Consider the following 16,528-nt stretch of genomic DNA (forward strand, 5'->3'; position numbering starts at 1 on the left):
GGTGGATAATGATTCTGATACCTACTTCGGTAGTGTCACTTCGGTAACGGCTTGTGAGCAACCTGTTGGGTATTCGCTTACGGCGCCTACTGCAGATGACTGTGATGATAATGATCCTAATGAGTTCCCTGGGCAAACTTGGTACATCGGGGTGGATAATGATTCTGATACCTACTTCGGTAGTGTAACTTCGGTAACGGCTTGTGAGCAGCCTGTTGGGTATTCGCTTACGGCACCTACTGCAGATGATTGTGATGATAATGATCCTAACGAGTTCCCTGGTCAAACATGGTACATCGGGGTGGATAATGATTCTGATACCTACTTCGGTAGTGTGACTTCGGTGACTGCTTGTGAGCAGCCTGTAGGCTACAGCTTAACAGCGCCTACTGCAGATGATTGTGATGATGCTGATGATACTATCTATCCTGGTGCTCCAGAAATCACAAATGATGGTATTGATCAAGATTGTGATGGCTTTGATCAAACAACACTTGATAGAGATAAATTAGAATTCCGAAATATTGCTGTAACTCCTAATCCTTTCGGAGATAATATCAATATTGCTTTACCATTAAGTTATAATAATACGGAATTCAGTATTCAGATATTCGACATGAATGGTAGATTAGTTATAGACAGACAGTATTCAAATAGTAATAATAAAATAAAGGTAAATGGTTTAGATAAATTAGATCAAGCGCCGTATATAATTAAAATTATTAATACAGAAACTGGATTCTCAATGATGAAACAGTTAATAAAATTTTAAACAAAAATAGAAGTTAAATGAGGTTGAATTTGGTATGAATTCAACCTCATTTTTTATAAAATCCTTATAAAAATTACTTCAAAATTTTAAAGCTTCAACTAGTTGATAATCAGTATTTTATATTTTATTAATGCATTTCATCGATTATTTTTGTATTTCATAGAGTTATAACTTACATTTGAGGCTTAAATAATTAGTCCCAAACTAAAAAATTTAACCTCTTATGAAAAAAATTACTTTTCTATTTAGGTTTAGTATACTTATTGTAGGTATTCTATTTTCTTCAGTTGCTTTTTCGCAAAGTCAAACATTTACATCTAGTGGTACATTTGTTGTTCCTGCCGGAGTAACATCAGTTAATGTAGCCGCATGGGGTGCAGGTGGTGGTGGTGGAGATGAAGCTAGTAATGACGGTGCCGGCGGTGGTGGCGGTGGTGGTTTCCGTGGAGGAACTATTGCAGTAACACCTGGTGATAATATTACAATAACTATTGGAAATGGTGGTGCTGGAGCCACATCTAACGGAAACGATGGAGCAAACGGTGGCAACACAATTGTTTCACATACGATAGGAACTATAACCGCAAATGGTGGTGATGGCGGTACAACTTCTTTTGGAAGTGGTGGATTCGGAGGTGCTGGCGGTGGCGGATCATTTACAGGAACGGTTACCAGCCAAATAGCCTTTTCTGGTGGTGATGGAGGCGATGGTGACGGAGATGAAGGTGGTGCCGGTGGTGGTGCAGCAGGAGATAGTGGTAATGGAAGTAACGGAGCTGATGCCGCAGGTAATTTTGCTCCTCCTGGTGGTGCTGGAGGTACGAATAATGGTAACGGTGGTACTGGAAACGGTGGTGATGGCGGAAATGATAATAATGGTCAAGATGGTGAAGATTATGGTGGTGGAGGCGGTGCTTCAGGAGATGGAAATGGTACTGGTGGAGATGGAGCTCAAGGATTGGTAATACTAACTTGGACAGTTTCTGCTCCAGAAATAAATATACAAGGTAATGCTACAACGATTACAGATGGTGATACAACTCCAACAACCGTTGACCATACCGATTTTGGTAATGTAGCAGTGGCTAGTACGCTAACAAGAACTTTTACTATTGAAAATTTAGGAAATGTAGATTTGAATTTAACAGGAGGTTCGCCTTACGTAGTAATATCTGGAGCAGATGCTGCAGATTTTAGTGTTACGGCCATACCTTCAACACCTATATCGGCTTCTGGTAGTACCACATTTTCTATTATGTTCTCGCCAAGTACAACAGGAACTAAAAACGCAACGTTAACGATAGCCAATGATGATAGTGATGAAGCTCCTTATAATTTTGACATACAGGGAACTGCTTATATACCTGCTCCTGAAATAGACATTTTAGGTAATAGCACAAGTATTAGTGATGGTGATATTACCCCTGCAACTGCAGACCATACCGATTTTGGCAATGTAGGAACAGGCTACAGCTTTACAAGAACCTTTACTATAGAAAATACAGGAACAGCCGATTTAAATTTAACTGGGGTATCTCCCTATGTAGTTATTTCTGGGGTAAATGCAGCGGATTTTAGTGTTACAACGATTCCAGCAAGTACAATCTCTGCTTCAAATTTTACAACATTTGTCATTACATTTTCACCTACAACCAATGGTCTGAAAAATGCGACTTTAACGATTGCCAATAATGATAGCGATGAAAATCCTTATAATTTTGCAATTAGAGGTACTGGTACACCCCCAGCTCCAGAGATAGATATAACCGGTAACTCTATTAGTATAGCCGATGGCGATACAACACCTGATATTAATGATTTTACAGATTTTGGTTCAGTAAGTGTCACTGGAGACACAAGAACTTACACCTTTACTATTGATAACCTAGGAACTGGTGATCTAAACTTAACTGGAGGTTCACCTTATATAACCATTTCTGGTACACATGCCGCAGATTTTTCGGTTACAAGTATCCCATCAACCCCTATAAGTGTTGGTTCTTCAACAACCTTTAGCATTACTTTTGACCCAAGTGCTACAGGTACAAGAAGCGCTACTATTACTATAGCAAACGATGATAGTAATGAAAACCCTTATACGTTTGATATACAAGGTACTGGAATCACATCATCACCATTACATACCATTTATTATGAAAATTTTGATAATAATAATGGTGGATGGACTATGACAAACGCTGGAAGTGGGTCTACTTGGGCCTATGGCACAAATGCAACTGAAGTTGGGGAGGGCAGTTATTGGTATACCAATAGTTATAATAATTATGCAACAAATTCAGCCACATATGCTACAAGTCCAGTAATAGATTTAACTGGGTATTATAATCTTGAGTTTAAAATTGATGTACGTTACAATACAGATAGCAATGATGGTGCTTATGTTCAATATTCGACTAACGGGTCTACTTGGACGACGCTAGGCGCTGTGGGCTCTGGTAATCAATGGTACAATAGTGCAAGTGTAAATGCACTAGGCAGTGTAAATGGTTGGAGTGGAGACAACGAACCTTCTCCTACTGCGGGAAGAAATAATTTCCATGAAGCAAGTATAGGCTTGCCCTCTGCTTTAGACAATCAAGCAACAGTGCAGTTTAGGGTATACTTTGCGTCTACAACAGCAAATGATAATGGTGTCTGTTTTGACAATGTCTTTATTCACGGTGACCCTTATACCCTATTTCCAGACCCAACGTATGCCCCAGGTGGTGTAACAAGTAACCTTAAACTTTGGCTGAAAGCAGATTCTGAAATTGGAACAGCAACCAATGGAACAGATATCGCTACTTGGGATGACCAAGCACAGGATAATGACGCTGTTAGTGTAACGACAAACAGTCCAGTGTTTTACAATAGTGCAGCTAACAACATCAACTTTAACCCTTATGTAGATTTTGTGAAGGCTAATCAAGACGTTATGAAAGGCAAGGGAGGGTATTATGCAAGAGAATATTTTATTGTTGTACAAGCTAACGATGTAATTGATTATCAAGTAAATAGCACACAAGCACCGCTCTCTGGTAGATACGCATGGGAAACTATGCATAGTGATGGTAGTGGGTTATATTTTGGTGCAGGTTCTCAACGATTTACAAATTACAACTCGATGGTAAATCACATGGTGAGTACCGTACCTCCGTCTTTAACGGGTGGTGTGGATCCAAACGGTAGTTATGGTAGAACATATTCAAGCAGTACAGACTCTTATGATAATGAAGTAATTGTATTTAATATTAAAAATAATACCGCTAACAATTCAACTGAAATTTACAAGAATGGTATAAGAATAGATAATGCGACTGGGGAAACCTCATCCTCATTCGAAACCTTACCATTTAATGAATTTTTGAACTCTTATTTCTGTTTAGGAAGTGGAAGAATTTCGATAAACGGCCACCCTTTTGACACCTTTTTTGATGGAAAAATAGGCGAGGTTTTAAGTTACTCTCAAGCCAATTCATCAACAGATCAACATAAGATTCTATCTGCACTTTGTTTAAAGTATGGTATTACGCTTCATGATACTGGAAGTACTACAGCCGTAAACTTAAATGATAGAGATTATATTGATTCTCAAAATACTGTGATTTGGGATACAAGCGCGAATAGTGGTTATAATTATGATGTTGCTGGTATTGGTAGAGATGATGCTTCAGAATTAACACAGAAACAATCAAGCAGTATAAATGATGAGGCTGACGGAACTGGCCCAATTGAAGGCATATTAACTATTGGGCTATCTGATATTTATGATACTAATAGTGATAATATTACGAGCAACCCAACAAACTTTAACGACCGTGAATTTTTAATGTGGGGAAGCAATGGTGCCGATTTAAATTTAGCAGCAGCATCAGTTGCAGTAGATATGAGTGATGGGATTACAGGTTTATCAACTCCAGTATCGTTTGTTGCAATGCAAAGGACTTGGAAAGTAGTTGAAACAGGTGGAGATATCCCTTCATGTAAAGTTAGAATACCTCAAAATGCGATAAGAAATATAACACCTCCAGGGAATTATTATATGTTTATTTCTGACACTGGAGTTTTCGATCCAACAGCTGATTATAGAGTAATGACCCCTGATGGTAGTGGTAACCTAGAAACAGATTACAACTTTAATGCTACAAAATATATTACTTTCGGGTATGCACCCCAAATTGTTGTTGAACGCTCTGTTTACTTTGACGGTGTTGTAGATTATATGGATATGGAAAACAACTTAGATTTGAACGCTACCGAATATACCTTATCAGCTTGGATTAAAAGAGATACAGGTACCACAAACGCCTCAATAATATCCAAAAGAAACGCTGCAAATACTGAGGGATATGATTTAAGAATTAATGGTGCAGGTAGATTAGCATATACTGTTAATGGTGCTGCGGCAACTGTTACCTCATCCGTAGCAATACCAGAAAACAGATGGCACCACGTTTCGGTAATTTATACTGGAGGTACAGCAACACTTTATATTGATGGAGTAGAAGATACATCAGCAGCTTTACCAGCGCCAATAGCAACTTCTCAAAAATTCTTAGTAGCGGCTGCCGATGGTTTCGATCCTAATACAACCGATTATTTTGCAGGAAACATTGATGAGGTAAGGGTTTGGAATACGGCACTTTCTGTAGATCAATTAAGATATGTGATGAATCAAGAAATTATGGATGATAGTACTTTAGCTTTAGAATACGGTGACGTTATTCCAACAACTATAACCAATTGTGAAATAAGTACTGTACCATGGACGGATTTGGCTGGATATTATCCAATGTCGGTATATACATATACCAATACTGATGATATGTCTGGGAATAACATCCAAGGAGCCTTAAGAAATTTAAACACAGTAGATTTCCAAACCGCACCACTTCCCTATCAAACTCAAGCTGCGGGTTCTTGGGATGCAGCAGGAACTTGGTTGAATAATTCTGTGATTAATCTTCCAAATTCCTTATCGATTGTAGATGGTGTAACACCTATAGACTGGAACATTGTTGAAATTAACCACGACACCTATCTTGGTGCTTCACCTACAGCGGTTAGAACTAGAAATTGCGCTGTTGAAGCATTAATTATTAATAGTGGAGATTTACAAGTGAATGGAGATACTGCAGCCAATACGGGAATAGGCTTAACAGTTTCACATTATTTATTACTTGATGGCACCATCGATTTGGAAGGAGAGTCGCAATTGGTGCAATCTGACCAAAGTGACTTTGATACAGCAAGTACAGGTACTTTGGAACGTGATCAGCAAGGTGTTGCAAGTACATACATTTACAATTATTGGAGTTCACCTGTGTCAACCACAAGCAATGCAGATTATACTGTAGCGGATGTATTTAACAATGTTGGTTTCCTAACATCTGGATATAATGGAACCGCAACTCCATCTGTACAAAACGCTGATTACTGGATTTGGACCTACACCAATTTACCAGATGATGATTATTCGCAATGGCAACATGCAAGAAGTACAACTCCTATTTCTGTTGGTGAAGGATTTACCATGAAAGGTCCAGGTGTAGCTACTCCAGAACAAGACTATGAGTTTGTAGGACAACCAAATAATGGAGATTTTACTTTACCAATTACGGTAGATAACGATTATTTAATTGGTAACCCATACCCTTCTGCTATAGATGCTGATGAATTCATTAGAGATAATTTAAGCAGTCTTGAAGTGGGTGCAGGTGGAAGAAATCCGCTTGGAAATGTAATAAACGGTGCCCTTTACTTCTGGGATCATTTTTCAGATAACACTCATGCACTTGGAGATTATGAAGGTGGTTATGCAGTATATACTTTACTTGGTGGTACTCTAGCGATATCAAGCGATGCCAGAATTAATGCAACTTATGTATCGGGAACTAAACGACCAGAGCGCTACATTCCTGTTGGACAAGGATTCTTTGTATCCGCCGTTAATGACCCAGGTTTAACTGGATTAACACAACCAATAGTTGGAGGAAATATTTTAATTAAAAATAGCCAAAGAGTATTCCAAAGAGAAGTTGTTTCTGGTACAAATACAGGTTCAATTTTTGTTAAAGGTAAAAGTTCAAAATCTTCTGCTAATAACAATAATTCCAATACTGAAGAAGATACAAGACAGAAAATTAGATTAATGTTTGATTCACCTAATGGATTTCATAGAGAACTACTTGTTGGTGTAGATGCTAATGCTTCAAACAGTTTTGATCTTGGATACGATGCGCTTTTATTAGATATTGGTAACGAAGATATGTACTGGAATTTAAATGACGCAGCGCTTGTTATCCAAGGAGTGGATAATTTTGATGAAAACCAGACATTACCTTTAAGTGTTAAAGTATCTAACGCTGGTTTCGGCACAATAAAAATTGAAGACCTTTTGAATATTCCAGACAATACAAATATCTACTTACATGATAAAGAATTAAATATTCATCATGATTTGAAACAAAGCGAGTACACTATAAATTTAGAACCTGGAGAGTATAAAGATAGGTTTGAAATTACATTCAGTAATAGCGCATTGTTAGGAATTGAAGATTTTGAGTTTGATGATGTAAAGATTGAATACCATAACGACAATAAAAACTTGGTAGTTCAAAATCCAAAACAGAGATTTGTTAATTCAATTGAAATTTTCAATCTATTAAGTCAATCTTTGAAGAACTTTGAAGAAACAACAAATAATAATGTTATAGAGCATACAATAAACGGTGTCTCTACTGGGGTTTATTTGGTGAAAGTTCATTTAGATAATGAAAAATCTATATCGCAAAAAATCATTGTTGAATAATTAGTTTATCAATTTAAATAAACGTACCAAAGTTGGAACATAAGTAAATATGTTCCAACTTTTTTTGATTTTAAAGCCCCTAATTAATTAAACTAAAATTTTAGACCTATTAAATTTTAACAAAACAAACACACTTTATCGATGTTTTTATACATTTTATCGTTGTTTTTAATAATTATTAGTTATATTAGCCAAGTATAAATGTATATACACAACCAAATATTTAGCCCCAAACTAAATAACCTAAATATGAAGCATTTTGCTATTATCGTTTTGATGGTATTCTCTCTCTTTTTTAGTACCTCAAAAGTATTTGCCCAACTTCATGACACTCCAGAATGTGGAAATAATTTCACATTAAATTGGTCTACATACCCACAAGAATCTAATGAATATGGTTGGCCCACAGGTACGCTTTCAAATACATTTACCAATGTTGACAATTCAGATGTAAATATTAACATCGCTTTTACAGGAGAAACTAGCACTCTTGGATTTTGGGCTGGACAAACGCCTAAAGTTGGTACGCAATCTAGCTACTTATACAAAGGTATCGATATATTGACTAACGGATTTACCGATGAGGGAATTACCTGTACTATTACATTTAGTAAACCAATATATGCCCTGTCTTTTGATATTCATCATATTAATATGTACTTGGTAAATGGTGATAAATATACCGTAACGGGAAAAGACACTAATGGAAACACCATTTATCCTAAGTTTACAAATTCTCCTAACCCATCGTATACCGCAGATAATACCACAGGAATTGTAAATGCCGTTTCTAATTTAACTTCTGAGGAAAACCCTATAGTTGGCGTTAATTTTTCAGATGAAAACTTAATTACCAGTATTACTATTCTTTGGGAGGACTGTGACGCTTGTGAACCTAACAAACCTCATGCCACTGGCATTGGTAATTTTAGTTTTTGTTCACCGCAAAAATTAGATTTTGATGGTGAAGATGATTACATAAGTAGTACTCCTTTTCTAGGTGGTAGGAATGAACTAACCATGATGTCGTGGATTAAGTTAGATAGTGGTTCAGATGGCGGTGAAATTATGGGGCAACCAAATTTTAGACTGTATATAGATTCCAATAAAAAGCTAAAAGCATTCCTTAAAACTGATACTGGGTTAGACATTGTTTCACCCGCCATAGACAAAGCGATACTAAAAGAAGATATTTGGCAACATGTAGCACTAGCGTTTAATGGTGATAATGGAAGGTTGAAATTGTATTTAAATGGAACACCAATTTGGAATATAAATGATGCATCTATAAAAAATACAATTACCAATAATACTCCTGAATGGAATAATAACTATAATTTTGAAGTAGGTAGAAACGCCCAAAACGAAAACAACTATTTCGAAGGATCAATTAATGAGGTAAGGGTTTATGATAAAGCGTTAACAATTAATCAAATACACCCCCAAATAAATCAAAAAATTGAAGAAGATAAGGGTAATATAAAAGGGGCACTAATACCAAAAAATATTGAAGGGCTATCATGGAATAGTCTACTTCTGTATTATCAGATGGATGCTAAAGGCACTGGATATACACTTGATAGCTCGGGTAATAATCGGGATGGATTATTGCACAATATGGATTCAGATTCAAATCAAGAATATACAGCTCCACTACCCTACCTTACTACCAATACTAGCCATGGCAATTGGCAAGATATTGATTCTTGGAAACATGGTGACGTTTGGGATATACAGGGCTATACCCCTGAACATGCTATAATCAAAGTACAAGGAAATTTAGAAATTGATACTAATATAAGTACAACTGGTCTCATCATAGATGAGGGCAAAACACTCACTGTAAAAAACAAAAATGCTTTAATTAATTCTTTTTATTTAAAACTCGATGGCACCTTAAAACTTGAAGGTGATGCTCAACTAGTTCAAACTGAACATAGCTCTCTTGATATAACAAGTGCGGGCATTTTAGAAAAAGATATAATAGGTACCGCCGATAAATACACCTACAATTACTGGGCATCCCCAGTAAGTAAACCTAATAACACTACAAATAATAATAATAATAATAATTATACCGTTAGTGATGTTTTTTTAGACGTAGATTTTTTAACCACTGGTTACGACGGAACAGAAATACCTTTGGGAATTGCAGATTACTGGATATGGAAATTTAGTAATAAACTAAGTGACGATTATGCGTCGTGGCAACACATTCGAAGTTCAGGTGAGATATATCCAGGTGAAGGATTTACCATGAAAGGCCCAGGGACTGGAAATATTCACGATGATCAAAAATACACACTAAAAGGAAAACCAAACAATCAAGATATAAACTTAACAGTGAATGCTGGTAATGATTATTTAGTTGGCAACCCGTATCCTTCAGCTATAGATGCCGTTCAATTTCTTTTAGACAATAAAGCAGAAATTTCTGGTTTAGGAGCAACAAACGGTACGTTATACTTTTGGAAACATTGGGGAGGAGGTTCGCACATAGCCAATGATTATCAAGGGGGCTACGCTACATTTTCTCTTTCGGGCGGTATCCCAGCAGCAACTCAGGGCACTAATAGTCCAGACATAGCCACTGGGGGAAATCTTATTAAAATCCCTAACAGATACATTCCTGTAGGTCAAGGATTTTATATTACCGCAGAGACTGATGGTACAATAAACTTTAATAATGGGCAGCGTGTTTTTCACATTGAAGATAATTCAATATCAAATAAAAATAGTTCACAGCATAAGAATACGATAACCAGTGCAAAAGATAACAGAATGAAACTTAGAATAGGTTTTAATTCTGTAAATACCCTTAGAAGACAACTACTCATCACAGTAGACGAAAACGCAACTGCAGGTATAGATTGGGGATATGATTCAAAATATATTGATACCCAAATTGATGACATGTATTGGATACTAAATAATGAAAAGTTTTTAATTCAAGGTATTGATGCTATTACAGACAAAACTATAATACCATTAGGAATTCATACAGACAAGGCAGGTTTAAATAACATTTCAATTGATGAAATAGAAAATCCAACTGAAAACTTGAGTATATATCTGCATGATAAAGAACTTAATTTGTATCATGATTTACAGGAATCAAAATATGAAACCTATCTGGAAGCAGGAGAATATTTAAATAGATTTGAAATCGCATTCTCAAAAGCACAAACTTTAAGTGCAGAAAATCTTGAACCATTAAATGATATAGACGTATATTTTTCAAATGAAAAGAAAAGCATTGTTATAAATAATACTGAAGGACAAGTTATAAAATCTGTAGAGATGTTTAATATTCTTGGTCAGTCCTTATTCAATTTAGACACAAATTCTTCCAAAAATCATTTAGAATATAGAGTTCCAAAAAACATATCAGGAAATTACATTTTAAATGTAGAAACCGATTTGGGTAAAATTTCTAAAAAAATATTAATCAATTAAATCAATTATGCTTAATAATGAATTTCATCAATTTTTTTTCCCTTTTATCGTATTTAAGATGACCTGAAACCAATTTCAGTGTCTAAACAGTAATTGTGCCCAACAAATTTTAGCCCCAAGTTAAAATAAATGAAACCATTAATAAACAATAAGCCTACAGATGAAAACTATTAGATTTAGCACTATACTAGTCATATTACTTCTTCTCTATGTCGAAAAAACATTTGGACAACTTCACGCCCCACCAAGCTGTGGAGAAAACTTTACTTTAGACTGGGCTAGTGTACCATCAGCAAGTAATGAATATAACTGGACACCAGGAGGTGCCTTAACAAATACATTTACAAACGTAGACAACTCTGGAATTAATTTTACCGTTACATTTACAGGTGAGACTGGTACACTTGGAAGCTGGGGCGGACAAACTCCAAAAGTAGGAACAGCTGCCAGTGGCGGTTCAACAGAAAATTTAGACTTGTATACTACAGGGTTTTCATCCACTGGTATCACCTGTACAATCACTTTTAGCTCTCCTATTTATGCTTTATCATTTGATTTACTGCATGTAAATGCTGGTGGCGGTCATGGTGATATGTATACCATAAATGCCACTACAACTTCAGGTGGAACCATTTATCCAACATTTACAAATTCAGGAACCCCATCATATACCTCTAATAATGCTACTGGTGTAGTTGATGCCAATGCATCTTCAACATCAGGAACAAATGCTATGGTTGGTGTTAATTTTTATGACCCAGACTATATTACAAGCGTTACCTTTTTATGGCAAGATTGTAGTACATGTTCTCCGTTTAGAGTTCATGGTTCAGGCCTAGGAAACTTTAGTTTTTGCATACCACAAACCTTAGACTTTGATGGCGTTAACGACTATATAAGTAGAAGTGCCTTTTTAGGTGGAGAATCTGAAGTCACCATGATGACATGGTTTAAAATGGATTCAGGTTCTGATGGTGGTGAAATCATGGGGCAACGTAATTTTAGACTGTATGTAGATGCCAGCAAAAGGCTAAAAGGATATTTAAAGACCAGTACTGCACTCGATATTTATTCTCCAGATATTCCAGCAGCATTACTTACCGACGATTTATGGTATCATGCCGCATTAAAGTTCAGTAGCACTAGCGGCACTTTTGAGCTCTTTCTCAACGGAACTAGTATTTTTAACTACACCAACCCTTCACTAGTTGGTATTTCCATAATTAATACATCAGGATGGAACTCAGACCATGACTTTGAAATTGGTAGAAATACATTTAACGACAATAACTATTTTGAAGGTTCTATCTACGAATGCAGAGTGTATGATAAGGCACTTACTACAGCACAATTACATCGCCAAATAAACCAAGAGATCGAGAACAATAGTGGAAACGTTAGAGGTACGGTAATTCCAAAAGATATTGAAGGTCTATCTTGGAGCGATTTAATTCTTTATTACAAGATGGATGTTATCGATACAGGATATACGCCCGATGATTCAAACTCTAATGTAGATGGGCAATTGCATAACATGAGAACCTATCAAGAATACACTGCCCCTTTACCATATGTTACAACGACATCGTGCAGTGGGGATTGGAACAATTCCAGTAATTGGGAGCACGGAGATGTTTGGGATATTCACAGTACACCACCAGACTGTGCCATTGTACAAATACAGGGCAACATAGAAGTGGATCAAAACACAACTACCGTAGGTATGATAGTTGATAGCGGTGCCTCTATTGATGTAAAAGATGATTCTGGATTATTTAACAGCTGGTATCTTAAATTAGATGGAAAGATTGATCTGGAAGGTGAAGCTCAGCTCGTTCAAAATGAAGATAGCACCTTAGACCCAACAAGCAGCGGAACGTTACAAAAGGACCAACAAGGAACCGCAGACACCTTTACATACAATTATTGGTCTTCTCCCGTAGGCAGAACAAATAACTCCACTAATAATAATGCCTACAATGTAACCGATGTTTTTACAAATACGAATTTTTTGAGCACAGGCTATAATGGTACCGTATCGCCTTTGGGCATTGCAGATTATTGGATCTGGAAGTTCAGTAACAGGCTAAGTGACGATTATGCTTCTTGGCAGCATGTGAGGCAATCTGGTATGCTTCAAGTTGGTGAGGGCTTTACCATGAAAGGCCCTGGAAGTGGAGGTATTACTGACGACCAAAACTATGTCCTTGAAGGCAAGCCCAATAATGGTGATATTGATTTGACCATAAGTGCAGGTAACGATTATTTGGTAGGTAACCCCTATCCTTCGGCAATAGATGCTGAACAATTTATTCTGGACAATGGAGCTACAATAGCGGGTACTGGCTCAACTACAGGCACCTTGTATTTCTGGGAACATTGGGGTGGCGGCTCACATATAGCCGACCAATACCAAGGTGGTTATGCTACTTATTCCCTAGCAGGGGGCGTACCAGCTGCTGCTATAGGCACAACAGATCCTGATGTGGCCTCAGGAGGAACACCTACCAAAATACCAGGAAGATATATTCCTGTGGGACAGGGATTCTTTGTTACCGCAGAAACCGGAGGAACCATAAGGTTTAATAACGGACAACGTGTTTTTCAAGTGGAAGATGGCTCTAACTCCTTGTTTGTAAAAAGCAATAACTCAAAGAAATTAGGTAAGGATATAGTTTCTAAAAATGAAGACACAAGAATGAAACTAAGATTAGGGTTCAATTCTACGAACACCTTAAGAAGACAGTTATTGGTTACTGTGGACCAAAACGCCACAAATGGCGTAGATTGGGGATACGATTCCAAGTATATCGATACCCAAATGGATGACATGTACTGGATAATTGACAATGAAAAGTTTGTGATTCAGGCTATTGACACCATTACAAGTGAAAGTATCATCCCATTGGGCATACATGTCAATAAAGCTGGACTTAACAGCATCACTATTGATAAATTGGAGAATGTAGCCGATAACTTAGATATATACTTACATGACAAGGAACTAGATCTGTATCACGACCTTAGGGCTTCTAAATATGAGATAAATCTTCCCGCCGGTGAGCACTTAAACCGATTTGAGATTACATTCTCAAAATCACAAACTTTAAGCAATGGCGATTTTGAAATTGTAAAACTAATAGACGTGTTCTACTCTAATGAAAAAGAAAGTATCATTATCGATAATCCAAAATCTCATCTTGTGCAAAATGTAGAAATGTTTAATATCCTTGGACAATCTTTGTTTAGGTTGCAACCAAATTCCAGCAATAAGAATATAGAATACAAAGTCCCCAGAAACATCGCGGGAAACTATGTTTTAAATATTGAAACCGAGCATGGTAAGATATCCAAAAAAGTACTTATAAAATAGTTTAGTTGAGTTAGTCTTTAGTTAGTGTAATCCCCAAAATCTAAATAACCTTAACTTTACTTCAAGTCCTGAACTGACCTTCAGGACTTCTTTTTTATGGTAGAGATCAGAACTTCCAACGACACTTTTTCCTGTATCCCTTTTTCCATATCCTTAAGCGCATATTTGTTTGAATTGATTTCTTCCTCCCCAACCAACACCACAAAAGGAATGTCCCGTCTGTTAGCATGGGTCATTTGCTTTTTCATTTTAGCTTTGTCTGGATAAAGCTCTGCATTAACACCTTCAGCCCTTAGTGCTTTTATAGCCTTTAAGCTGAATAAAGCTTCTTTCTCTCCAAAATTGATGAACAGCACCTCAACACTTTTAGAAACAGTTTCAGGGAACAATCCTAATTCTTCCAATACCAAATAAATACGATCTAAACCAAAACTAATACCTACACCACTCATATTTGGCATTCCGAAAATCCCAGTAAGGTCGTCATAACGACCACCACCACCAATAGAACCCATTTTTACACCTTCTGGAGCAGATACTTCAAAAATAGCTCCCGTATAGTAATTTAGCCCGCGAGCTAAGGTTACATCTAATTGCAGCTTAGCGGTTTTAAGACCTAATTCAGAAGTGGCATTGTCAATGAATGCTAATTCTTCTATACCTTTTTTTCCTTCTTCTGAAGTTGAAAGAATCGTTTTTAAACTTCGGATTTGAGATTCAAAATCTCCCTTGATAGAAAATAAGGGTTGCAATTTGTCAATACCAGATTGCGGAATACCCTTATCTAGCATTTCTTGTTTTACCTTCTCCTCTCCTATTTTATCCAACTTATCCAAGGCAACCGTAAAATCAATTAATTTATCGCTTGCACCAATAACCTCAGCAATGCCAGATAATATTTTACGATTGTTTATTTTGATGGTAACACCGTCTAACTTAAGAGCAGAAAATACGGAATCATACAATTGAATAAATTCCACTTCCTGCCATAGGGAATCGCTTCCCACCGCATCGGCATCACATTGATAAAATTCTCTAAAGCGTCCTTTTTGTGGTCTATCAGCACGCCATACAGGTTGTATTTGATATCTTTTGAATGGGAATTCAATTTCGTTTTGGTGTTGTACTACATAACGTGCAAACGGCACTGTAAGGTCGTAACGGAGGGCTTTTTCAGAAATACTCGATGTAAGTTTATTTGAGTCTTTTTCATTATAAGCTTCCTCATCTGCTTTAGATAAATAATCCCCAGAATTCAAAATCTTAAAAATCAAACGATCGCCTTCATCACCGTATTTGCCCATTAAGGTATCAGAGTTTTCAAAACTTGGGGTTTCAATAGGTTGAAATCCAAAAGTTTCAAATGCACCTTGAATCGTATTAAAAATATAATTGCGTTTTGCAACCTGCTCAGGGTTAAAATCTCTTGTGCCTTTTGGGATAGATGGTTTTTGTGCCATAACAATGCCTGCGGACGCAGGTATCTCTTATTTAATAATTCGTTTTTTAAATGGATTCCGCATCAAGCGCGGAATGACAAACTTCACGCAAAAATAACAAAAGGTCATATATTATGACTTTTTTTTCCACGCTAAACCAGAAGAGTTTCTAAAATCAATTAATAATATTATCAAAATAACGATACAACTCGCCTTTGGTAATAGAAGCTCCTTGTTCAATCATCTTGAATTTATCTAGGTTTTTATCTTCACTATAATCTTTATCGGCCTGAAGAAACTCTACACGCTCATCCATCAAATTTTCACGCAGCCAGTCATATCCTTCTTTAGTAGTAATATCTATAGCATCGTTCTTAACATTTACAACAATAGCATGCATTTTTTCTTCACTTAAATGAAACAAGTACATATGTTGTGGCGCAAAATGCTCCAAATACTCTGCATTATTTAGCACACCTTCCCAGATTAGATCACTAAAAACATCAAGTTCCATTTCAGCAACTTCTGGTTTATTGGCTTTTAAATTTGTCCATTCATCAGCTGTGATGGATTGCGTTGCCAAAAAGTTTATAAACTCTTGGTGTAATTCTTCAAACTGTTCTTTTGTAAGTCTAGCGTATTTCATAACCCTCTTAACCTCCTAAGCGGAGATATTT

At 36.6% G+C, this 16,528-nt stretch carries 6 protein-coding genes; 4 read left to right on the top strand and 2 right to left on the bottom strand.

Annotation, left to right across the window (positions count from 1 at the left end; translation table 11 throughout):
• The 4 genes from EYD45_RS14010 to EYD45_RS14025 form a co-directional block, all read left to right on the top strand.
• Positions 1–772, top strand: a 772-nt coding sequence (locus tag EYD45_RS14010; protein WP_130965188.1) for a MopE-related protein, incomplete at its 5' end; no start/stop codon positions are given.
• Between the two features lie 223 nt (positions 773–995).
• Positions 996–7,583 (top strand): choice-of-anchor D domain-containing protein, encoded by a 6,588-nt coding sequence (locus EYD45_RS14015; RefSeq protein ID WP_130965189.1) that lies wholly within the window; start codon positions 996–998, stop codon positions 7,581–7,583.
• Positions 7,584–7,832: 249 nt separating this feature from the next.
• Positions 7,833–11,039, top strand: a complete 3,207-nt coding sequence (locus tag EYD45_RS14020) for a LamG-like jellyroll fold domain-containing protein (RefSeq protein WP_165453943.1) — start codon at positions 7,833–7,835, stop codon at positions 11,037–11,039.
• Positions 11,040–11,199: 160 nt separating this feature from the next.
• Positions 11,200–14,412, top strand: coding sequence for a LamG-like jellyroll fold domain-containing protein (locus EYD45_RS14025; protein WP_130965191.1), 3,213 nt, complete (start codon positions 11,200–11,202; stop codon positions 14,410–14,412).
• A gap of 80 nt (positions 14,413–14,492) precedes the next feature.
• On the opposite strand, the gene hisS is transcribed toward EYD45_RS14025, so the two are convergent.
• The gene (gene hisS / locus EYD45_RS14030; RefSeq protein WP_130965192.1) at positions 14,493–15,872 is read right to left on the bottom strand and encodes a histidine--tRNA ligase; all 1,380 of its coding nucleotides are present in this window, start codon (positions 15,870–15,872) and stop codon (positions 14,493–14,495) included.
• A 154-nt stretch (positions 15,873–16,026) separates the two neighbouring features.
• A complete protein-coding gene (locus tag EYD45_RS14035; protein ID WP_130965193.1) occupies positions 16,027–16,497 on the bottom strand; it encodes a DUF6495 family protein in 471 nt (156 codons plus the stop codon).
• Positions 16,498–16,528: the final 31 nt, after the last annotated feature.

It is taken from the genome of Hyunsoonleella flava, assembly GCF_004310325.1.
Lineage (GTDB): Bacteria > Bacteroidota > Bacteroidia > Flavobacteriales > Flavobacteriaceae > Jejuia > Jejuia flava.

Bases quoted from the DNA above. Each gene is read 5' to 3' on its own strand.
- EYD45_RS14015 (WP_130965189.1), top strand. From the start codon at position 996: ATGAAAAAAATTACTTTTCTATTTAGGTTTAGTATACTTATTGTAGGT.
- EYD45_RS14020 (WP_165453943.1), top strand. From the start codon at position 7,833: ATGAAGCATTTTGCTATTATCGTTTTGATGGTATTCTCTCTCTTTTTT.
- EYD45_RS14025 (WP_130965191.1), top strand. From the start codon at position 11,200: ATGAAAACTATTAGATTTAGCACTATACTAGTCATATTACTTCTTCTC.
- hisS (WP_130965192.1), bottom strand. From the start codon at position 15,872: ATGGCACAAAAACCATCTATCCCAAAAGGCACAAGAGATTTTAACCCT.
- EYD45_RS14035 (WP_130965193.1), bottom strand. From the start codon at position 16,497: ATGAAATACGCTAGACTTACAAAAGAACAGTTTGAAGAATTACACCAA.